The organism is Flavonifractor sp. An82 (assembly GCF_002159265.1).
In the GTDB taxonomy this organism is placed as follows: Bacteria; Bacillota; Clostridia; order Oscillospirales; family Oscillospiraceae; genus Flavonifractor.
On sequence record NZ_NFHG01000021.1, the window covers coordinates 1 to 22,502 of the forward strand.

Here is a 22,502-nt window from a genome sequence, read left to right on the forward strand (position 1 = left end):
GTTCCTCCAGCTGAGCTTCCGGCGGATAACTGACCGGCGGACGGAGTTCCGGCGTTTGGGTCATTTTCTGTCCGGCGTTTTAGATTTTTTTCCGTCCGGCGTTGACACAAAGAATACAGCCTGATTATAGTAATTGCCTGAATTCAAATGGAATATTCCAAAACAATATTAATACTTTATCTTTCCCGCTAACTGATCATGCAAATATGGACGAATTGAAGCAACAATGATAGCTCGGATCTTTTTTTCCTGGTTAATAGTGATGGAGAATTTATCTCTCTTGTTAAACATTTTCAAAATGAACTCATAATCGTCATATCCGTCGTAACCATTGTATTCACAATCAAACGCTCCATCTTCATACAGCTTCTTTAGAATCTTTCGCGAAAAAAACTCTGGAGAAAGAGAAATAAACTGGTTATTTTCCACTGCATGATACAGTTTGAACATCTTTTCTCGAACTGCCACTTCGTCATCCAAATCTTCTCGACCAAATTTTTTAATGCAGGAACTTCCAATGGGAAATAGAGTATTCCCATTTACGACATTTTCAATGGTAAATAGATAGTATAAATGCTCCTTGCCACAAACGCAGGATTCACTCAGAGTATCATCTTCTTCGCAATCAGCAATTTCCCATTCCGTTACAGCAGTATCCCAATCATTTGCTGTAGATAATTCAAGTACTCTTCGTATAAGTCGTTCCCAATAAACACTGGCCATAAGTATTATACCTCCCTTCTCCGTTCAGGTTTTACTACAAAGTAAAGTACAGTTATTATTTGTTGCGCTTAATCTGAATTGCCGGAAAATCGAGAATTTTTGAAGCAGATAACGTGCCAGCCGGCAGATCCAGCAAATACTCGACTTCTGTTGAGTCAATGCTCAATCCATATTCTACGGATAATTCATCCATAAACTCTTTAGCAGTAAAAACATTTTCCTGAAGCAGCATCATAACGGATGCTTTCAACAGTGCCGGGGAAGCTGTAATAAGTACATCATCCAGCGGTTCTTCTTTCCTTTGACCACGCCGTTGCATGATTCTAATCAACGACTGATAGTCCTCTTTAGAGATTACGGCAAGCTTTTCAGCTCTTCGAATCATTGCCGCGATCGAAACTCTCCATTTCTTCTTGAGCTGTTTGTAATAAACGATTGTCTGTGGGCCAGCTTCTGCATCTTTTCTGAAGGTATCTTCTGGAAGCAAGAAAGCTGCCGCAAAATCATTTGCTTCACGTTCTCTGCGCTTAAATTCCTCTTTTGAAAGGTCTTCAATATCTTCGCTCCATTCATGTAGACAAATATGTCCGAGTTCATGAGCAATATCAAAGTGAATCCGTGCAGCAGATGTTTTATTATTGGAATATGCGATAAGATAGGTTGGCGTGCCAGATGTCCCTACAAGCTGACTAAACGCATCAACATCATCCGTGCTTGTAGAAAAAGAAGTGACTAAAATACCGTGTTGTTCCACAAGAGATATGATGTTGTCAATTGGACCACGACCAAGTCCCCATGCGTCTCTTAATGCATAGGCAGCTTCTTCAGGAGTAATACCTTCTGGGAAAGCAGGTTGTTCATATACTGGAAAAGAAATGTAATCCTGTAACAGTGAATATATCTGAGAAAGAAAACTCATTTTTACAATCTGTTCGCTGCGGTATTTCTTGCTGGTAGTAAGAAGTGACCGAAAATATACTGTACTCTCTGCACTGGATACTGGATGCTCATAAAAGAATTTAACAGGAAATCTAAGCACACGTGATAAATGTTCAACGAGTTCTTTTCCTGTTGGCTGGCTTTTAGAAATCTCATACATTGAGAGGGTTTGGCGCTGACAACCGACTCTCTCTGCTAATTCGGCAACAGTTAACCCTCTATATATGCGTGCCTTTTTCAAGCGCTCACCATTAAACTGGGCTTTCATATGGGGTGCTCCTCTTCAAAACAGTAATTGTTGGTTGGCTAAGTATCTGTACTTTCAGAAAGCCATATAAGGGTGTTGCTTTGGTGATCCTTATATGGCTAATCTATTAGCCATCCTTTTGGAAAGAAATTTTTGTATCCTTTCTCTCAGGTCTGTCTTTCTTGCGAGCCATGGCTTTCGCTGTAAGAGAGAGTCCACGTCCCGGCTTGTTTTCCGGTGCTGTAGGATCGGAAACCTTCTCTACGACAATACTTTCGTCTGCGTTAATGTACTTAGACCAGTCTTGTTCGCTGCCCCGGGCAATATCCAGGGAGGGAGTGACCATAACCGCACGGATATGCGTAAGACGATACCCTGTTGTATCAAATAACACAAGGACATGGTGACGAACAAGATCGGCGTCGCTTCCTAAATCACGTAACAGCGTTTGCACTAACTCCGCAAGCCTTTCTTCATCAGAAAACTGGTGAGGAATTAGACAGAGCTGCTGTTGGTCTATCAGAAGATCTTGATTAAACTGGCGAGCCATCATGTCAATATAGTGCATCCGTTTGCGCTGCCGTTGCCGTTTCTGCAATTCCGCAAATCGTTTTTCGCGCATAAAGGTGAGTATGCACTGTGTGGATTTTTCAAAAATCACTAACATCTCCCACGGGCCACGATGTGCTTTTGCGATAGTGCAATCCTCTATATCCAGAGCCTTGACAACATTTGTATTCAAGAAATCCCAGATGCGAGAAGGAACGCTGTTTCGTGTTTGAAGGTCATTCCGCTGGATGTCAGCTTGAATGTCATCGCCAACGGCATCTTCTACGCAACGAACGACTTTGGAAACCAAGTCAGTAGAAAAGGAAATGATGTCTGTGTGCATGCTGCACCTCCTTGCAAAGTTTGACTTAATTATAGGCGTTTTATCGAAAAATGTCAAGGACTCTATTTGGCAAGATTCTTCAATTTCTACACCATAAAGCAAAAAGAATACAGCTTGATACGAGAAAAACTCATCTCATCTACTTAGAATCCAGTGAACTCCAGTAGATGTACGTTCTACAGCCTGATTATTTTGATTGTGCAGTAACATAACTGCAAACACAACAGATGCAGAAACCGCCCTTCTTCTATGTTATGGAGAGACTAAAACTATATGAAGACATGATTTTCTTGCGAATCTCTATTGGATGTGCTATTATTAGACACAACGCTGTCAGGTGTTGGAAGTAGCCTTGGCGGCACGAATGTATAAACCAAATGCTCTGCCGCATGGCAGAGCATTTTTGCTTGTCCGTATGGTCTGCTCATAAAATGTACTATTTCAAATGTTTTGATGGACATGGAACACACCAGAAGCTGGGGGCACCAGTATGACAAATCAATTTCTAACGAATTATACGGAAACCACTTTTTTAGAAAAACTCAAGGATAATTTGCGCCGGTGTACTTCCTTTTGTTTTTCGGTCAGCTTTATAAAAAAAGCTGGCCTGGTTTTGTTATTCAAAGATATAGAGGCTGCTGTGGAGCGAGGGTGTAGAGGTCGTATCATTACTTCCACCTATCAAAACTTCACGGATCTTGAGTCACTGAAAAGTTTCTTCTCGCTCATGGGGCGTTGTCCTAATTTCCAGTGCCATCTGGATTATGAGTGTTTTCATGATTCGGGTTATGCCACGCTTGGGTACCATTCCAAGGGATATCTGTTCGCGTTTAACGATCACCAAGAGGTCATTGTAGGCTCCTCAAACATTACCCGGTATGCCCTGCTCAAGAATATTGAGTGGGATGTAGTGGTGCAGGATGATGCTGTATATAGACAGGCCATGGAGGAATTTGAAGATAAGTGGAATGCTACTCATCTACTGAATTCAGAAATTCTAAATCTGTATGCCAACAAGCTGAATTTTGCAATTGAGCGGTGGGATATGGATTATGACCTGTCAGCTGCGCTTGTAAAGCCTAACTTTATGCAACGCAAGGCTCTAAAAGAGTTGAATCGCTACCGGGCAGTAGGTACAAATCGAGCACTGGTGGTTGCGGCGGCAGGCAGTGGTAAAACATATCTGGCAGCTTTTGACGCACTGAATTTCAATCCCAAACGTCTGCTCTATGTAGTGCATGAGGGGTCTATTCTGAAAAAATCACTGGAAACATTCCAGGATGTGTTTGGCAGCGCCGTGTCCTACGGCATATACAGTGGAACCAGTAAGGAATCCGATGCGGACTTTGTCTTTGCTACGAATATTACCATGTGCAAAACACTGGAGCTCTTTCGTAAAGACGAATTTGACTACATCATTATTGATGAATGTCATCACGCTACAGCTGAGACCTACAAGAAAATCATTGCTTATTTTGAGCCGGAGTTTTTGCTGGGACTTACCGCTACGCCGGAGCGGATGGACAACCAGGATGTTTTTGAGCTGTTTGATAAGAATGTACCCTATGAACTGCGGCTTCGAGATGCGATTGTCAACGATCTGGTGGTCCCATTCAAATACTATGGCATCCGTGATTCTCTGGTGGACTATGGCCTGACTGCCAAAGAAGAGCGGCGCTTAATTGCACAGATGGCCAATGATGAGCATTGTGAATTTATTGCGGAACAAATTGAAGCCCATCGTCCGAAAGGTAAGCTGAAGGCACTTGCCTTTTGCCGCAATGTCACCCATGCCCGTATGATGAGTGAAGTGATGGGGGAACGATATCATACTGCCTACCTGACAGGGCGAAATGACATTGGTGAACGAATCCGCGCCTATAATGATCTGCAAAGCGACAGCGCCTCGCTGGAAATTCTTTTTACAGTGGACATTCTCAATGAAGGTGTGGATATTCCCGGCGTAAATATGGTTCTCTTTTTGCGCCCCACCGAATCCTCCACCATTTTTATTCAACAGCTTGGCCGTGGCTTGCGAAAATATGATAACAAACCCTATGTAACAGTGCTGGACTTCATCGGAAACAGCTATAAACGTAGTGTGCAGATCGCATTTGCACTGTCCTCTTTGGCAGAAAACTTTGTTGTGGAGAAGCGCTTGATGGCCTCTCTGGTGCGGGATGATTTTGTAGCACTCGGGCTTTCTGAGTACGGTGTAGAGATACGTATTGATGATCTGAGTAAAGAAGAAATTTTGGACTTTATTGACCAGGAGAACTTCAATGCCATCAAGTACCTGAAGCAGGACTATTTTAACTTCAAAAAGTATATGAGCTCCGAATTTTACCCGCGGCACATGGACTACCTGAATAACGACTGCGCCCCGGATTTGATCCGCTTCATGAGTATCAAAATTGGCGGCAAAAAGACGGGCTGTTATTACAATTTCCTGACAGGGATCGGAGAAGAACATCTGCCGGTATTTACCGAAGAACAGACGGCTTTCATTGGATACCTTTCGGGCCTGCTCCCTCTGGTGCGCCTCCATGAGTTTGAGATCGTCCGCTGCCTCATGAACGGTACCAGCAGGATAGAAGAACTCGATCAGGAATTGTCGGAAAAGATCCCTGGTTACAGAAAAGAGCAGCTGGAACACGCTTTGCAGTTTTTGAAGGTTGTCACCAGCGGCAACGATACTCTGTCTCTTTGCATCAAATTGGATGATCAGTTGCAGGAGTATGTGGATGACCTCCTGACCTATGGTATCACCCGCTATTATGCCGACAACGGGGAGGAGACTGGCTTCAAACTGTGGCAGAACTACCGTATGGATCAGGTGCAGCTGAAGCTGCTGAAAAATCCCGGCTATACAGCCGTTGGGACCTACTACTACGATGACTATGTAGTAATCTTTGCTTCTTTGAAAAAGGATTTGCCGGAAGCAGATAAACTCAACTACAAAGATAAATTTTTGCAACCAGACGTATTTCAGTGGGAATCTATGGCGCATCTTCCCGTGTCTGATTTAGCAAAGCTAAGGGCCAGCAGCTATGCCCATTTGTTTATTCGAAAGGTATCCAGTGAAAACGGCATCGTTCTACCATTCACCTATGTAGGAAAAGGGACGCTACATAATTGCCGTAAAACAGAAACCGGGAATGGCACATACCTATTTGATGTGGTAATGGAGCATAGTCTGCCGGATTATTTGCAATATGATTTTGGGCTGACGAAATGATGGAACAACTTGAAATTATTCGTTCTAAACGACGGACAATTGCGATTGAAGTTAAAAAAGATTTGCGTATTGTTGCCCGAGTACCGCTGGAGATGAAGGACAATGATATTCAGCGGTTTGTGATGGAAAAGCAACGATGGATCGAGAAACATCTGCAAATTGTAAAGAAGCGTAACGAAGAAAAAGAAACTCCGTTTACAGTGGAAGAAATTCACGCCCTGGCTGATGCTGCCTTGAAGGATCTCCCACAGCGTGTGGCAAAGTATGCTCCTATCCATGCGACACATCTGTCCGAAGTGCGTAAACAAGAGTTGGACCATCTGATTGATGACCTGAAAAACCGGGCGGATGCCGGCGTGTACAAGTACCAGGAAAAAGCCGTCTCCGGCACAGGCCATATTGGAATGTTTGGTACTGGGTTCTACTCATTCCAAGGCAAGACAGATATCCAATCCGTGCGCACTTTTATCAGGATGTGCGTAGATCTTCTGGATATGACGGACGATGAGGAGATGTTCCAGCGTGCCGTATCGGTGCTGACGAAATCGTTTCGTGGAATGCAGGCCGCTGCAGCCTCTGTGGTACTGCACTGCCTAAAACCGCTTACCTTCCCGGTCATCAACAGCAATGTGGGCAGTGAGGATATTTTTGCCGCACTGGGAATTGAGCTGAAATCCCGCGGAAAATTGGAAAGTTATATAGATAACTGCCGGAAAATCAAAACTTTCCGGGATGCTAATTTCTCTTTCAAGAATTATCGGATTCTGGATATGGCAGCGTGGGAGCTGTCTGCCGATCCCATCCGCCGTGTTGTCAGCCAATATAAAGAATCCTTTGACGCATGGTTTCCAGAAGAAGCATATAAGTGGCGGGCCGTCCAGTGTTTCCAGGAGCATTGGAATCCGGGGAGATCAGATTTTGCTGAAATGCTGAAGGAATCTCTGGCACAGGCGGGCAATCTGATGGACACCAATTACTCCTTTCCACGCAAGATGATCACATTTTTTGCGGAAAAAGAACCCGATACGGTTTGGGACATGTTTCAGCGACTTCTGGCCCCTCAAGCAGATATAGTGGAAGAAATTCAGAATTTTGAGAAAAGTGCAGACACCCTGTTAGCCAAATATCAGTTCAAAGAAAGCATGAAACAGCATTATCAAGGGGACCGCACCATTTGCACCTATCTGTTCTTTGCGCAGCCCGACCGGTATTTCCTCTATCAATACGGGAAACTCAAAGCTTTTCTGGCTGAGACAGATTTACAGGCCACCTGCAAAATGGGAGATCCCCAGAATGTACTTACCTATCAGGAGGTGGCTGACCGGGTCCTTGCTTGTGTCCAACAGGACAGCGAACTGCTGAATATGTTCCAGATCAAGCGAGCCGAGTTGGGGCGTGAATATTATCCGGACGATGGACATCATCTGTTAGCCGACGATATCGTCTACTTTGGAAGCCAGTTGAATAAAAGCGATTATTGGCCCTCCTTGGCAGAGTATGATCCGGAGATCAACACGGAACAGTGGTTGGGACTTCTTGCGGACAGAACAGTCTGCACGGTGGAAAATCTGCAAATTCTGAAAGCCATTCAACAGGCAGGCGGAGAGGCGACCTGCAAACAGCTGAGTCTAAGATTAGGGGATACGTCTGCTCATTATAACGGCAGTATGGTTCAGCTTGCCCGGAGAGTGCAGGAAAAAACGGGGTGCCCCCTGGTTCAGAATGAAAACAACGATCAGAAATGGTGGCCGATTTTGTTTGTGGGCCGTACAGCGCTCCAGGATCAGCCTGGTACATACTCCTGGAAACTTCGTGATGAATTAGCAGATGCATTACAACGTCTGCCGCAGATAGAGGTGAAAAAACCGATGCCTTTTGCAAAGAACACAATTCTTTATGGCCCTCCTGGGACGGGAAAGACCTACCAGACCGTCAACTATGCTGTGGCGATCATAGAGGGGAAATCGCTGGAAGATATCCAGGCAGAAAACCACGAAAAGGTCTTGGAGCGGTATCGGCAGTACCGGCAGGATGGGCGGATTGAGTTCACTACCTTCCACCAGTCTTTTGGGTATGAAGATTTTATCGAGGGAATTCGTCCCAAGTTCTTCGGCGAAAACGAAGAAGAGGCCGGTGAGATCCAATATGAGATTACGAAGGGTGTATTTAAAGCATTTTGCTTGAAAGCACAGATCCCAATCGCAGATGCTAAACAATCCCCCTACGGCTTTTCCGACACGCCTTCTGTATGGAAGGTCTCTCTCGGTGGTACAGGAGGGCATCCGCTGCGTAACTCCTGCATGCAAAACAACTGTATTCGCATTGGATGGGATGAGTATGGCGAAACCGTCACAGACGAAACGAATTACTTTGTTGGCGGAAAATATGTGCTGAACGCATTTCTGAACCGGATGCAGTTAGGAGATATTGTCCTTTCTTGCTATTCTGCCCGAACCATTGATGCCATCGGCGTTATCACCGGTGATCCGGAATGGCTCCCAAATGAAGATCACTATAAGCGTTCCCGAAAAGTAAACTGGCTTTTGAAGGGCAAAAAAATTGATATTGAAGAGTTTCAATTATCTCGATCCCTGGTTCAATCTACGGTGTATCAGCTGGATACCACCGCAGCTGAAGTCATCAAAGTCCTTGAGAAAAATGGCTTTACACCGACAACTGCGGTAGAAACAAAGCCTTATGTATTTATTATTGACGAGATCAATCGTGGAAATATTTCCAAAATTTTTGGAGAACTGATCACATTAATTGAACCCTCCAAACGTCTCGGCCAAAGTGAGGAGTTACAAGTCAGACTGCCGTATTCTCAAAAACTTTTCGGGATTCCGGATAATGTCTATCTGCTGGGCACCATGAATACGGCGGACCGTTCCATCGCTCTGCTGGATACCGCCCTCCGGCGCCGGTTCAGCTTTGTAGAGATGATGCCGGACAGCGGCATCCTGAATGGCATAGAAGTCGAGGGTATTTCCGTCAGCGGCCTGCTTACGACGCTGAACCGCCGGATCGAGGTGCTGTTTGACCGGGAGCATACGCTGGGACATGCCTTCTTTACCCCTCTGCGTCAGTCTCCGTCCATCCAGACCCTGGGTGAGATCTTCCGGGATAAAGTCATTCCGCTTCTTCAGGAGTACTTCTATGACGACTATGAGAAAATCTGCCTTGTGCTGGGGGATAAAAAGCGTCCGGATCGTCAGCGATTTTTCAAGGTGGAAACAGCCGATCTGCAGAGCTTGTTCGGTACAGAACTTGAATTTGAGGTAAACCCCACATACCGCATCAATCCAGATGCATTCTTTGATGCAGAAGTGTACCGGAATCTCTGACTGGCGCAGTCCATTGGGAGGTGAACTCCATTGAAACAATATACCATTCGGGAATACATGGGGTTTACCCGGAATGGCCCGCCGCGGGCAGGTATGATCTCTTTGCCGGAACACGCTTTCGATCAGCTGGAGCAGTTTATTTTATCCAATCGGGAGAAAGGCTCCAGTACCCAGCCGCTGGAGTTGATGAGTCTGAGTGCAAGGCCCGGCGTGGGCAAAGTGATCACCGCCAAAAACTATGTGGGAGTGATCACTACCAAAGACGGAACAGAGATTGAAATTCTGCCCAAACTGACGTTGGCAGGGGACAACAGTGACCAAGCTGTTCGCAAGGTGTTTCTCACCATGCTTCGAACAGTTCAGGAAGCCCCATTCAAGACATTTCGCACTGCCCACTTGAATACTTCCCGCATGCGTTTGCTGGACCTGTTCGTGCGTATGTTTTTGGACGAGGCCCATCGGCTGATTCAACGCGGCTTGAAATCGGATTATACGACAAAGCAGGACAACGAAACTTGTGTCCGTGGGAAAATCGTATTCTCAGAGCATATTCGAAAAAACCTGCTGCATCGGGAACGGATCTTCGTGGAGTACGATGTATTCAGCGTGGATTGTCCGGAAAACCGCCTGGTGAAGTCCACAGCGCTCTACCTGCAGCGGCACACCACAGATCTACAAAACCGCAGGGATCTTCGGGTCGTGCTATCTGTCATGGAGCAAGTCCCGGTATCCCAAAATGTGGAGCAGGACTTCCTGCGCTGCGGGCAATCCCGTTCTATGGCAGACTACCAGCGGCTTCTGGAGCTGTGCCGGGTGTTTTTGCAGGGGAAGAGTTTTACAGCCTTTTCCGGCGGGCAGGCCGCCCTGCCCCTTCTTTTCCCCATGGAGCGCGTGTTTGAAAGCTATGTGGCGGCGGTCTTGCGGAAAAATTTGGACTCCAGGCAATATCGTGTTTATGTGCAGGCAAAAGGTAAATATCTCTTTGAACTGCCTCAAAAACAGTTTGCCCTGCGGCCAGACTTGGTGATTGAAGATTTGAACAGCGGGGAAAAGACCGTATTAGACACCAAGTGGAAACTTCTGTCCCCTCAGTGGCACAATTACGGAATCTCACAGGCTGATATGTACCAGATGTACGCATACCAGAAAGAATATGCGGCAAAACAGACGGTGCTGCTTTATCCGGATTGTGAGGCAATAGCAGATCAGAAAATTCCTTTTTGCTATTCTTCTTCCAGCGGGAGCCTGGTCAGGGTGCAGACCTTGCATTTGGATTCTCCGATTGCTATGGTTGAAGCGGTAAGAGAGTTACTGGATATAGCGTCCCAGCCTTCAAAATAGCAATATACGGTCATCATGAAGAGCGTACAGCGAAACGGCGAAAGGAGGTCTGCGATGGATAGCCCAAAATACATGCTCCTGATCAACGGGCAGGATAAGACTGACTCCGTCGCCAGTTTCCGTTTCCAGGACGGCATGTGCGAGGTGGTCTATGCCACTTCCCCTAAAACGTATCGCTACCGTGCCGAAAAAGTGCAGCTCCTAAAAGTACAGAGCCGAATTGATCCCACGCAGTTTATCATTACCGTGGACGGAAATCCTCTTTCGCAGGTCGATGAGATTTTGGATTTTGGCCCCTTTTATCGGTTCCTCAGAACTGGGAAAACAGCTCTTACATACCCCAAAAGCCAGGTGGAACTTCAGAAAAACTGCCTCACAAACCAGAAACAGGCTGGTGTTTTTGAATATTTCAAAGAAACGGCAGCGGCGGTTAGTCTGGTAGCCGAAGGCGGTCTCAATATCCTGAGTGCCCAGTACGAGCGGGTCAAAAGTGTCAGCGACGCAACCGTTCTCTCCTGCTACCTGGATTCTTCCAAGAAGCCTGCGGTGCGGGCGCTTCCCGAGGCAGTCATCTATCCCTTTGGCCTGAATCAGAGCCAGAAAACAGCGGTGGAGAACGCCCTTTCCTCCCAAGTCAGCATTATCCAGGGGCCTCCCGGTACCGGAAAGACACAGACCATTCTGAATATCATCGCCAATGCGGTCCGAAACGGCCAGACCGTGGCCGTTGTCTCCAACAACAACTCCGCCACCTTGAATGTGGCGGAAAAATTGGAGAAAAAGGGCCTTTCTTTCCTGACCGCTTTTCTGGGGAGCCGTGCCAATAAGGATCACTTTCTGGAGGCACAGACGGGCCGATATCCCGATATGTCGGCATGGGTTCTGGAACCGGAGGAGAAGTCCCAGTTGGACCAGGAAGTGACGGGGCTCTCCAAAGAACTCAGCAAGATGCTCAACGGGAAGAACCGCATTGCCGCCATTGAGCAGGAACTTCTGCAGTTGACACCGGAGCAGCATTATTTCGGTGAGTACTACAGCACCTATGCCCAGGCGCCCAAAGATGAGGTGAAAGGGCTCTCCTCTCAAAAGATTTTGTCCCTCTGGTTAGAGTACGAACAGCATGCTCAGCAGCAGAGCAAATTGGGCCTGCTCCAGAAGATATGCATCCTGTTTCGCTTCAACCGCAGTGCGCTGAAAGTGTTCCTCCAAACACCGGAACTGGTGATCCCGTATCTCCAACGGCAATTCTATGTGGTGCGCCGGCGGGAATTGATGGAAGAGCGGGCGCAGCTGGAGAAAAAGCTGGAGCAGTATGCCTTTGACCAAAAGATGGAGGAACTGACGGAAAAGTCTCTGCGGTTATTCCGGGCAGAACTGAGTGAAAAGTTCCATTGGCAAGAGGCCCGCAAGTGTTTTGAAACGCGGGATTTCCGGGGAAGATCCCAGGAATTCAATCGAGAATATCCGGTAATCCTGAGCACGACCTACTCCATCAAGGGCACCCTGAACTTTGAACATACCTACGATTATCTCATCGTAGATGAGGCTTCTCAGGTGGATCTGGCCACCGGTGTACTGGCCTTCGCCAGCGCCAGGAATATCGTCATTGTAGGCGATCTCCAGCAGCTTCCCAATGTACTGGACAGCCAGAATATCCATAAAAGCGAGGAAATCTGGGAACAGTATTCTCTCCCGGAGACTTACCATTTCTCCGCCCACAGTCTGCTCTCCTCTGCGATTGCTGCATGGCCAGAGGCTCCTACTGTCCTTTTGCGGGAACACTATCGCTGCCATCCCAAGATCATCAATTTCTGCAACCAGAAATTCTATGGCGGGAAACTCATCGTCATGACAGAGGACCATGAAGAATCGGATGTCCTGACCATGTACCGGACAGCGCCCGGCAACCACGCCCGTGGCCATCTGAACCAGAGACAAATTGATGTGATCCGACAGGAGGTCCTTCCCAGCCTGGAAAGACAGGGATATGGGAGTATTGGCATCATCACGCCGTACCGAGACCAGGTGGCGGCGATCCAAACCCAACTGGGCAAGGGACTGGAAGTGGCTACCGTCCATAAATTCCAGGGGCGGGAGAAAGATGCCATCGTCCTGACTTCCGTGGACAATGTCATTACGGACTTTGTGGATGATCCCCGGATGCTGAATGTAGCGGTGTCCCGTGCAGTTAAGTCCCTGACCGTCGTTACCTCCCAGGACCCGCAGAATGACCGAACCAACTACGGCGATCTGGCCCGCTACATTGAGTACAACAACTGTGCGGTGATTGAGAGCGCGGTGTACTCCGTTTTCGATTTGCTCTATCAGGGGTACGCTGAGCAGCGGCGGGCCTTTTTGAAAAAGCACGGGCGAGTTTCAGAATACGACTCGGAAAATCTTGCCTATGCTGTGATCCAGAATATCCTTCAAAAAGCAGAGTTTTCTTTTGTGGACTGCGCAGCCCATGTGTCCCTGGTCAATCTGGTGAAAGACTACTCCATATTGACGGAGGAAGAAACTGTGTACGCCCGCAATCCCTTGACCCATGTGGACTTTCTCTTGTTCCGCCGCATGGACAAATCGCCTCTGCTGGCCATCGAAGTAGACGGTGCCGCTTTCCATGCCGAAGGGAGCATCCAGGCGGGCAGAGATGAAAAGAAAAACCGGATTTTTGAGCTGTGTGGGATTCCGCTGCTGCGGCTTCGGACGGATGGAAGCGGCGAGAAGGAGCGCATGGAGCAGGCGCTGTTGGCGGCAGTTTCCAACAGTTAATAGAACATTGACACCATACAGAGAAGAGGAAGGGCAAGATGAACGTTATCTGCTTCGGCGACTCCAATACCTACGGATACGATCCCCGAGGTTATTTCGGCGGGCGCTATGACGGGGACAACCGGTGGGTGGATATCCTGGCTGCGGAAACCGGATGGACGATCTCGAACATGGGACAAAACGGCCGCGAGATTCCGTCCGCCACTCCCGCTTTCCCTGCTGACACAGATCTGCTGATCGTCATGCTGGGAACCAACGATCTGCTCCAAGGATGTAGTCCTCAGCAGGCTGCTGAGAGATTGGAGCGATTCCTTGCGGCTGTTCCATTAGACCGAAACAAGCTCCTGCTGATCGCACCGCCGCCGGTGGCCCTGGGAGCATGGGTACCCAGCCCGCAGCTCATTGATGACTCCCGTGCCTTCGCCCGGCTCTGTCAAACCCTGGCTAAGCAAATGGGTATCCGCTTTGCCGATGCCGGAAGATGGGACATCCCTCTTGCCTATGACGGCGTACACTTCACGGAGCAGGGGCACAGGGCCTTTGCTGCCAAACTTCTGGAGGAACTCAAATGAAACGAATCTTACCCCTGCTCATTTCCCTTTTGCTGTTACTGACTGGATGCGGCGGAAATTCCGCCGACGGCTCCTACCAGCAGATCACCCAGGAAGAAGCCAAAGAGATGATGGACTCCCAGGAGGTCATCATCCTGGATGTGCGTGAGCAGGACGAGTATGACAGCGGGCACATCCCCGGCGCTGTCCTGCTGCCGGTGGGTACCATTGATGAAGATACTGCCGCTGAGGTGATCCCTGGGAAGGACTCTACGGTGCTGGTCTACTGCCGCAGCGGAAACCGCAGCAAGACCGCATCATCCACTCTGGCCGAGTTGGGCTACACCAATATCTATGAGTTCGGCGGCATCAATACCTGTCCCTATGAAACCGAGCCGTAAGAAAACAGTACGAGGTGTCCGGCATGAAGCAACTGACCTGGGAAGAATACTACGACGGATTTTATGACTGGTCGTCCAGCACCCAGAAGAGCTACGCCTATCGCCTGTCCGATTATGGTCCCGCAGACGAGGTATGGGAGATCGCAGAGGAACTCGATTTTGTGGATAGTGCCTTTGCCGCTAAATTTTTGGAAAAGGCCTTCTCTGCCGGTGTCCGGTTCACCCCGGAGCAGGTGCTGGAAATGGTGGCTATGGTGGATCAGTCCCTCCTGAGCAAAATGGCGGAACAGACAACGGTTCCCTTCAACCGGGAGCAGTTGGAAGAGATCTACCTGATGATTGATGATTTCTCCTTCCGAAAAATCTCCAGGCGGTCACGCATTGATGTGTTTGATGATGTGAAAGAACTCCGGCGGCAGGCAGCGGCATCCTCTGCTGCCCGTCCGAAAAAGAAAGGCGGCCTGCTGTCGGCATTGGCAGCCTTCGCAGCCGGAGCGGCAGTCGCCGGTCATCTCAACAAGAAGCATGACGGACACTGCGACGGTGACTGCGCCAACTGTCCGCCCCATTACGGCTATCGCTATGGCCGCTGGTACTACGGAAAGGGCCATCAGTACGGCTGTGAGTTTGGCGGCAACAAAGGGGACGGGAGCCTGTAAACGGAATAAAATCTACATCGCCTATACAAAGAATAAGGCCGGTGGGCGCTTCGGTATGAAGCGCCCGCCGGCTCATTTTATTTTCTCGTGCATATTTTCAAAAATTTTTTCTAATGAGGGTTGTGTATTGTCTCAAAAATGTCCGTTGTAAGGTGAAGGGACATTTTGATTGTCATTTCCTTCCGTATTTTTCACGCAGACTCTGGTGACCCTCCTGATACTTCCGCCGCAGATCGTCCGCTGAAAAGGTCTGCCATTTGGGATCGTCTGTTCTGAGATCCAGCAGCATAAATCCTTTCGGGTAGTGCAGTTCCGGGTCAAAGCCGATATCGTCAGCCACCATTCTTTGCCAGGCTGTTTCCGTCGGCGAAGTCTGCGCCGCACCCACGGAATAGTCCTCCAGATCATGCATGGTGTCGATCTTCCGGAGAAATTCCTCCGCAGTCAACTTTCCGTCCAGATAGTCAATTCGGGCCAGACGGGCATTCTCGCTCCAATCTCCATATTGCAGGTAGTCCATGGGAATCAGGTCTTGCCGGTTTTCAGGGAGAGCAGTGATGTAGCGCTGCATACGGGCATACATGCGATCCCGTAGTTTTTTATAGACCAGCAGTGCCTCGTCCTGTTCCGTGTCCAGGTTGCGTTTAAAGCGGGAACCTCTCTGCTTGCAAGGAAAACCGTCCGTCTCCCGGTCACAGTAGTGGGTTTCCTTTCTGGTCTTGGGAATGAAATAGCGCCAGCAGTAATCACAGCGGGCAATACGCTGTTTGTCCTGATGAAAGTACAGGGCAAACTGCAGCGCCAGCAATCCAAAGATGGAGTAGGCGGCATAGACCGGGTGCTCTCCCGGCTCCTTCGGGAGCAGGATCGGATCACACAACGATTTTAGCTCCGGATAAGTTTCAACCAGTTTTTCATACCGCTCCTGCTGCGTGGCCCGCTCCATGCCGTCGCAGGCAATCTCCAGTGCGTTGCGTAAGTACACCTGAGCCCGAATGGGCTCCTCCAGAATCTGAAGCAGCTGTGCCGCGGCATTGAGGAGGAACAGCGCACTGCCGTCATCTTCCTGCCGCAGGGACTGCTCCAACAAATGCCCCAGTACAAAGTAACCCACCGGATCGATGTCCCGGAGCATACTTGGCAGCAGCAGTGCCTCGGCGACAAAATCCTCAAAGTCTGCCATCGAAACCTCAAGCCGCTCCTCGAGCAGAGGATGTTGTTCCCGCAGGTTTCGGATCTCCCGGCGGTACGCGCTGTAATCGATCTCCGAAGCGGCGATCAGATACTCGGCGGGAGTTGCGGCGGGAAGTGCAATCTCCCAGCCGTTTGCATGGTGCAGGGTCACGGACCATCTATTTTTATCCTCTGCCTTCAGCAGCAATGCGGTCATTCCATCTGCCATCTGCTCGCCTCCTTTCAAGATCACTTCCTGATGTAAGCGATTCTCTTTTTATTTTACAATGAACGCAGCCGGAAGGGCAACTGCACCTTGAAAAATAAATACCCATCACCAAAAACGATACTCACCGGGGAAGTACTGCCATGACGCTGTCGCGGACAAACAGCTGAGCGTACCAGGGGGAAGAAAACGCTGTGTGTGTCAAACAAGGCCGCAGGGCAGGAACAGGTATGGTGATGGCCGGACAGAAACAAAAAAGACCGCTGAACTGCTGCAACAGTTCAACGGCCCGCCGCGTTTCGGAAAACACAGCCCTAACTGTGTTCAGTCTATCAGAGAGACCTCCGAAACGCAAGAACAATTTTTCTCTGCATTAAAAATGATCGGAGGTATTGAAATGAAGATGTCAGTCTGTAAAAGCTATGACGACCTGCCGCTGTTTCTCAACGCGAATCTGTTGGCGCAGGTGCTGGGCGTGTCCATCTCCACCGCCTATGAGGTGATGCACGAACCCGGTTTTCCGGTACTGCGTGTGGGCAGCCGCATGGTGGTACCGAAAGAGAAGTTCATTCAGTGGGCGGAGGAGCAGTCTGGAGGTGCCAAATGAGAAAGCAGAACTGGCCCAAGCGTGATCCCATCAAAAACTATTTCCCGCTGCCCAATGAGATCTACGATCTGGGATTGTCCCGGGGCGCGATCTCGGTGTACAGCTTCCTGCTGCGCCGGGAGGACCGCAGGACCTATCAGTGTCTGCTCAGCTACCGGGAGATCGGCGACGGCGTTGGCATGTGCGTGACCACAGTGAGAAAGTATGTGGCGGAGCTGGAGGAGCGATCGCTGATCCGCACGGAGCACACCTCTGTCATTACCAGGGACGGCCGCAAGCGCAACGGCCGTCTGCTCTATCACATCCTGCCCATCCAGATGTCCATCAACCAGTACTACGAGCGGCAGTTCCAGGAGGCCGACCTGGCACTGGAGCGGCAGAAGGTAACAAAGCGCCTGGCCGCGCTGGAGAGAAAGGAAGGTGCAAACAATGCTGATGCAAATGCTTAACAGTCTCATCGAGCACACCCCTGTGCTCGCCGCCCGGCGCACCGTGAAAACAAAGTGGTACATCATCAACCGGTACAACGAAAGTCATGATGACACCATGGATGAAAATGCGGTGATGCTCTTTCTCTGTGATGAACAGCGGGGCGATCTCACGGAGGAGCAGCGTGCCTTCGCCAAGGAGAAGAAGGCAGAAGTACACAGCAGTTTTTCTCTCAGCGTGTATGAACTCATTCTGTATCAGGTCATGCACAGCCTGCATCTGGTGTCCGGCCCCGAGGATTTCGCCACTGTCTTTTCCAAGCCAAAAGACGGTGAGACTGGCCGCCAAATCCCCCCGTGTAACGGCCTGTGAGGGGCTGTGTGCCCTCCCTGGGGACAGGGCAGAGTCCCTGCCCTACCGAGGGCTTTTGGACGGCTTTGGGCCGGATTTTCGGAACAGGAACCACGGAGGGACGAGGAGCAGGAGAAACCCCTGGCGCTTTTGTGCGCCCGGGCAGTCACATCCGCCCGCAGTGCGGGCGGTTTCGGGGATTTGAAGTTGGCGCTGTTTCGGCCAGTAGGCTTTGAGATTGGCGCTGTTCTTGTAAAAAATCGCCTGAATCCCCGCTGTTGTGGGATTTCAGGCGGCGCTGATGAGAAAAGGAGGCGATTTTGGCGATGAAAGAGTTGAAGAAGAAACACTCGGTGTGGCTGAGTGAATCGGCCTGGGCCAATGTGGAACATCACTACCAGGCGGACAACTGCTCCACCAAAAACGAGTACATCGAAAAGGCGATCCAGTTCTATTCCGGCTACCTGGACACGGAACACGCGGAGGAATATCTGCCTCGTATTCTCTCTGATGTGCTGGAGGGAAAGCTGGGTGCCTTTGGAAAACGCATGGGGCATCTGCTCTTCAAGCAGGCAGTGGACCAGGATCTGATGGCGAATCTGTTCGCCAGCGGTACCAATGTCGACCTGGATACGGTGCAAAAACTTCGGGTACGCTGCGTAAAAAATGTGAAAGAGACCAACGGGGAAATTGATTTCCAGGATGCGTTTCGGTTTCAGAAGAGGATCGAGGAATGAAGGGTCTCATTCAAAAGTCCGGCTACATCAAGCCGGGAAGCGGCGGCGGACACTACGCTGAGTACATCGCCACCCGAGATGGCGTGGAACTGATGGAACCCACGGCAGGCGGTGGCTACCTGGAGTACATTGCGGAGCGTCCCCGCTCTCACGGCCTGTTTTCAGCGGACGGTGCTGCTAATCTGGAGCAGACCATGGAGGAGATCAACGCACACGCCGGTCCGGTGTGGACCTTCATCTACTCCCTGAAGCGGGAGGACGCCGCACGGCTGGGCTACGAAAACGGCGAGAGCTGGCGCAGATTGCTGCTGGCCCATCAAACAGAACTGGCGGCGGCCATGAAAATCCCGCCCAGCAGCTTTCGCTGGCGGGCCGCCTTCCACGATGAAAAGCACCACCCTCACATCCACATGATGGCCTGGTCTGCCGATCCCAGGCAGGGCTATCTGACGGAGAAAGGCATCGAGCAGATGCGCTCCCAGCTGTCCAACGACATCTTCCAGGATGAGCTGCTGTCCCTCTATCAAGAGAAGGATCTGACCTATCAGCAGGTACGGGACGCGGCAATAGAGGCCATGGGCCGTCTCATCCGAGAGATGAAGTCCGGACTCTGCGACAGTCCTGTCATCGCCGGGCAGATGGAAACGCTGGCCGGAATGCTGTCGGAGGTCAAGGGCAAGAAGGTGTACGGTTATCTCAAAAAGCCGGTTAAGGCCCAGGTGGATGCCATCGTGGATGAGCTGGCCAGACTCCCGGAGGTGGCGGAGTGCTATGAACACTGGAACCGAATGCGGGATGAGTTGGAGCGGTACTACAAAGACACGCCACGAGAACACAAACCATTGTCACAGCAACAAGAATTCAAGGCCGTCAAGAACATGGTCATCCGTGAAGCAGAGGAACTGCGTTTGGGTGCTTTCACATTCGAAGATACGGCCATGAAAGATGAAGTGGATGAGGACCAGGAGGAGGTGTACTACGCCTGGTCCTCCCGCTGGCAGATGGCGGAAGCCTACCAGAACGCCAAGGAGATTCTGTTGGAATATGAAAACACAGAAGCGGAAAAGGCGGAGCAGGTGCAGTTGATGGAGCAGCTCTGGGGCGCCGGCTTCACCGTGGCCGCTCACCTGCTGGGCAAGTGCTGGCGGGATGGAATGGGTGTGCTGCCGGATGACGAGAAAGCAGAATTGTGGTTCCACCGTGCAGCCGAAGCCGGTCATGACTTTTCCCAATACGCTCTGGGGAAGTTATTGCAGGGGAAAAAGCGGATGGAGGAAGCGGTGTCCTGGTATGAGAAAGCGGCGGCGCAGGGCAATCCCTACGCCGCCTACCGGCTGGGGAAACTGTATCTGGAGGGAACGGATGTCCCGAAAAATGCGGCCAGGGCTGTGGAGTATCTGAGCGATGCCGCGCAGGAGGGCAACCAGTATGCCCAGTACACCCTGGGTAAGCTGTACCTTGCCGGTGAGGATGTGAGTCAGGACAGAGAACAGGCATACCGCTGGTTCTGGGAATCCGCGTCACAAGGAAACGAGTATGCCCAGTTCTTTCTGGATCACTTCAATGACAACCACAGTCCCAATGTGCTCCTGTCTGCCACCAAACTCCTCCACCACATGGGCCGGATCTTTCAGGACAACTCTATTCCGCCCTGCCCGCCGGGCAGTCAGAGGGCGGACCGTAAACTGCTCCAGAAGATCCGTCAGAAGAAAATCGCCATGGGCCACAAGCCGGATGACCATGAGGAGGAGCAGAACATGGGTGGCATGACCATGGGCGGGATGTAGGCGTATTAAAATCTGACATGCCAAAACAAAGATAAAATCTCTTCACAGTCCAAAAATCTTTCTGAAAAAGTTTCAAATAAGGGGTGGATATTGGGAGACAGTTCGGGTATTGTGTGTTGCTGATAAGGAGGCGACGCGCAATGAACGACTACATGAGAGCACTGCACCAGAGGTTCTTCCGGGAACCGGATGTGTCAGAGTTGGAAGAGGATATCGAGAACACCCGCCAGGAGGTCCGAGACTTCTTGGATAAGATACAGCGGCGCAGGCTCATGCATCTGGTGGACAGTCAGAATCTATTGAAAGAAGAGATTTCCTTGGCCAGCTTTACCGCTGGGTTCAAACTGGCCTGGGGACTGAGCAAAGAACTGGAGGCGGATGGCTTGTACTCCTTCGATGAGGAGGAGACGGAACGCGTCTGCCGCAGAATGGAACAGGAGGAGGGATCAAGATGACAAATCGACTTCCCATTCAGCGGTGCCAGTACTGTGGATGCGAGGACATCGGTCTTGGCTGGCAGCACGGCGAAGCGCTGGTCACATTCAAGAAACACGGAATGCTGGGCAACCGGCTGCGGTATCTGATCTGCCGCCGCTGCGGCGCTGTGCTCTATCAGTGCGTGGCGGAGCCTGACAAGTATCCTCCTGTGAAATAGGCTGCACAGTAACCGCACGACAAATGAAACTGAAATACTGGAGGTGAAACAACATGGCAAAAAGACGACCATCCGGAGATGGCATGGTCCGCAAGCGGGAGGATGGCCGCTGGGAGGGCCGCATCGTGGTGGGACACAAGGAAAACGGTGAGCCCATCTTCCGATATGTGTTGGCCAAAACTCAAAAAGAGTTGCTGGCTAAGCTTCACCGTGACATGGATATCTATCAGGACGCACAGCTCACAGAGGACAGCCGCATGACTCTTGGCGAGTGGCTGGATCGCTGGATGGAAGAATACGGTGCCGTCACCCTGCGGCCTAACACCCTGCGCAGCTATGAGCAGTACATCCGGTGCTATGTGAAGCCGTATCTCGGCGGCAAGATCGTCTCCCGAGTCACACGGCTGGACATTCAAAAACTGTACCGGAAGCTGAAGAAAGAGGGGCGTGTCCACGACCACCCGGAATATGGACACGAGCTATCGGACAGCATGGTGCTCCGCATCCACGCCATGCTCCACCGCTGTCTCAAGGATGCGGAACGGGACCACATCGTTCCTTACAACCCAACGGACGGTGTCAAGCTGCCCAAGAGCAACTACAAACCAAAGCAGGTTCTCGACCGAGAGCAGATGGATGCCTTCCTGGCGGCAGTGGACAAGAATGAAATCTGGCGGGACTTCTTCTACACGGAGTTGACCACCGGCCTTCGTCGAGGTGAGATCTGCGGTCTCATGTGGAGAGACTTCGATGAAAACGCAGGGACGCTGAAAATCCTCCGCTCGGTGAATGTACCTAAGCGGGGTGAACTGGAGATTGGCGAGACCAAGACTGAGAGGGGTAGACGCACTATCCGTCTGCCCCCCAGTACTGTCCAGCGGCTGAAGGAGCGAAAGAAACACGCTATCAGTCAGTGGATCTTCCCGGATCCTCTGGCTCCGGAGAAACCGGTGCGGCCCAGTGCCGCCTACTACTGGATGAAGGTGCTGCTGAAAGAGGCGGGACTGCCTCACATCAGGTTCCATGATCTCCGGCACACTTTTGCCACCCACGCCTTGGCCAGCGGTGTGGATGCCAAGACTCTCTCCGGTACTCACCCACCTGGCCGGACGGCACCAAGCACTCTAAATGCGTCTATGCTCATACTCGTGAAGAATGTGAGGAGAAACTGAAGGTGCTCATCCAGCAGCTGAACGCAGAACGGAAAGCAATTCTGGACCGGCTGCGAGGGATCCCATCGCCTGAGAAACTTACCAAGAAGCAGCGGCAGATCTGGGAGTATATGAAAATTTACCCCGACGAGACAAACTACAGTGTCATCGCCAAGGGGGCAAAGGTGACTCGGCACACGGTGGCCAAGCACTTTGCGATGATCCAAAAGATGTTGGGGATGAAGGAAAACCCTCCCCCTGCACTACCCTGATTGCCAG

20 protein-coding genes are annotated in these 22,502 nt (G+C 50.5%); 16 read left to right on the forward strand and 4 right to left on the reverse strand.

Annotation, left to right across the window (positions count from 1 at the left end; all coding sequences use genetic code 11):
• Window positions 1–168 precede the first annotated feature (168 nt).
• The 3 genes from B5G34_RS15560 to B5G34_RS15570 form a co-directional block, all read right to left on the reverse strand.
• Complete coding sequence (locus tag B5G34_RS15560; protein ID WP_242957081.1) at window positions 169–723, reverse strand: hypothetical protein; 555 nt, start codon at window positions 721–723, stop codon at window positions 169–171.
• Window positions 724–778: 55 nt separating this feature from the next.
• Window positions 779–1,930, reverse strand: coding sequence for an XRE family transcriptional regulator (locus B5G34_RS15565; protein ID WP_087339632.1), 1,152 nt, complete (start codon window positions 1,928–1,930; stop codon window positions 779–781).
• A 106-nt stretch (window positions 1,931–2,036) separates the two neighbouring features.
• Window positions 2,037–2,801, reverse strand: a complete 765-nt coding sequence (locus B5G34_RS15570) for a DUF5986 family protein (RefSeq protein ID WP_087339635.1) — start codon at window positions 2,799–2,801, stop codon at window positions 2,037–2,039.
• 490 nt (window positions 2,802–3,291) lie between these two features.
• Here B5G34_RS15570 and B5G34_RS15575 point away from each other — a divergent pair, with 490 nt between their 5' ends.
• Genes B5G34_RS15575 through B5G34_RS15605 form a run of 7 tightly spaced genes read left to right on the forward strand, consistent with a single transcriptional unit; the run spans window position 3,292 to window position 15,107 of the window.
• Complete coding sequence (locus B5G34_RS15575; protein WP_087339638.1) at window positions 3,292–6,039, forward strand: DUF3427 domain-containing protein; 2,748 nt, start codon at window positions 3,292–3,294, stop codon at window positions 6,037–6,039.
• Window positions 6,039–9,383, forward strand: coding sequence for an AAA family ATPase (locus tag B5G34_RS15580; RefSeq protein ID WP_162609500.1), 3,345 nt, complete (start codon window positions 6,039–6,041; stop codon window positions 9,381–9,383). Before B5G34_RS15575 ends, B5G34_RS15580 begins: the two co-directional genes overlap by 1 nt.
• A 30-nt stretch (window positions 9,384–9,413) precedes the next feature.
• On the forward strand, window positions 9,414–10,724 hold the full coding sequence (locus B5G34_RS15585; RefSeq protein ID WP_242957082.1) for an McrC family protein: 1,311 nt from the start codon (window positions 9,414–9,416) through the stop codon (window positions 10,722–10,724).
• A gap of 54 nt (window positions 10,725–10,778) precedes the next feature.
• Window positions 10,779–13,496, forward strand: coding sequence for an AAA domain-containing protein (locus tag B5G34_RS15590; RefSeq protein WP_087339643.1), 2,718 nt, complete (start codon window positions 10,779–10,781; stop codon window positions 13,494–13,496).
• A gap of 38 nt (window positions 13,497–13,534) precedes the next feature.
• Window positions 13,535–14,068: a GDSL-type esterase/lipase family protein gene (locus B5G34_RS15595; protein ID WP_087339646.1), complete on the forward strand. Its 534-nt coding sequence runs from the start codon at window positions 13,535–13,537 to the stop codon at window positions 14,066–14,068.
• Window positions 14,065–14,448 (forward strand): rhodanese-like domain-containing protein, encoded by a 384-nt coding sequence (locus tag B5G34_RS15600; RefSeq protein WP_087339649.1) that lies wholly within the window; start codon window positions 14,065–14,067, stop codon window positions 14,446–14,448. The genes B5G34_RS15595 and B5G34_RS15600 overlap by 4 nt, the downstream gene beginning before the upstream one ends.
• Window positions 14,449–14,471: 23 nt before the next feature.
• Window positions 14,472–15,107: a hypothetical protein gene (locus B5G34_RS15605; protein WP_087339652.1), complete on the forward strand. Its 636-nt coding sequence runs from the start codon at window positions 14,472–14,474 to the stop codon at window positions 15,105–15,107.
• A 172-nt stretch (window positions 15,108–15,279) separates the two neighbouring features.
• Here B5G34_RS15605 and B5G34_RS15610 read toward each other — a convergent pair whose 3' ends face one another.
• A complete protein-coding gene (locus B5G34_RS15610) occupies window positions 15,280–16,509 on the reverse strand; it encodes a DUF6076 domain-containing protein (protein WP_087339656.1) in 1,230 nt (409 codons plus the stop codon).
• Between the two features lie 394 nt (window positions 16,510–16,903).
• On the opposite strand from B5G34_RS15610, the gene B5G34_RS15615 reads away from it, so the two are divergent.
• From B5G34_RS15615 to B5G34_RS15655, 9 genes are all read left to right on the forward strand, one after another.
• Window positions 16,904–17,113, forward strand: coding sequence for a helix-turn-helix domain-containing protein (locus B5G34_RS15615; RefSeq protein ID WP_087339659.1), 210 nt, complete (start codon window positions 16,904–16,906; stop codon window positions 17,111–17,113).
• Window positions 17,110–17,562 (forward strand): helix-turn-helix domain-containing protein, encoded by a 453-nt coding sequence (locus B5G34_RS15620; RefSeq protein ID WP_087339662.1) that lies wholly within the window; start codon window positions 17,110–17,112, stop codon window positions 17,560–17,562. Before B5G34_RS15615 ends, B5G34_RS15620 begins: the two co-directional genes overlap by 4 nt.
• Window positions 17,543–17,914, forward strand: coding sequence for a hypothetical protein (locus tag B5G34_RS15625; protein WP_140397273.1), 372 nt, complete (start codon window positions 17,543–17,545; stop codon window positions 17,912–17,914). Before B5G34_RS15620 ends, B5G34_RS15625 begins: the two co-directional genes overlap by 20 nt.
• Window positions 17,915–18,219: 305 nt before the next feature.
• Window positions 18,220–18,630, forward strand: a complete 411-nt coding sequence (locus B5G34_RS15630) for a hypothetical protein (RefSeq protein ID WP_087339669.1) — start codon at window positions 18,220–18,222, stop codon at window positions 18,628–18,630.
• The gene (gene mobP3, locus B5G34_RS15635) at window positions 18,627–20,417 is read left to right on the forward strand and encodes a MobP3 family relaxase (RefSeq protein WP_087339673.1); all 1,791 of its coding nucleotides are present in this window, start codon (window positions 18,627–18,629) and stop codon (window positions 20,415–20,417) included. Before B5G34_RS15630 ends, mobP3 begins: the two co-directional genes overlap by 4 nt.
• Window positions 20,418–20,557: 140 nt before the next feature.
• Window positions 20,558–20,872: a hypothetical protein gene (locus B5G34_RS15640; protein ID WP_087339676.1), complete on the forward strand. Its 315-nt coding sequence runs from the start codon at window positions 20,558–20,560 to the stop codon at window positions 20,870–20,872.
• Complete coding sequence (locus tag B5G34_RS15645; RefSeq protein ID WP_087339678.1) at window positions 20,869–21,072, forward strand: hypothetical protein; 204 nt, start codon at window positions 20,869–20,871, stop codon at window positions 21,070–21,072. The genes B5G34_RS15640 and B5G34_RS15645 overlap by 4 nt, the downstream gene beginning before the upstream one ends.
• A 53-nt stretch (window positions 21,073–21,125) precedes the next feature.
• Window positions 21,126–22,244 carry a site-specific integrase gene (locus tag B5G34_RS15650; protein ID WP_242957083.1) on the forward strand — a complete coding sequence of 373 codons (1,119 nt, stop codon included), beginning with the start codon at window positions 21,126–21,128 and terminating at the stop codon, window positions 22,242–22,244.
• A gap of 2 nt (window positions 22,245–22,246) precedes the next feature.
• Window positions 22,247–22,495, forward strand: a complete 249-nt coding sequence (locus B5G34_RS15655) for a hypothetical protein (protein WP_087339681.1) — start codon at window positions 22,247–22,249, stop codon at window positions 22,493–22,495.
• Window positions 22,496–22,502: the final 7 nt, after the last annotated feature.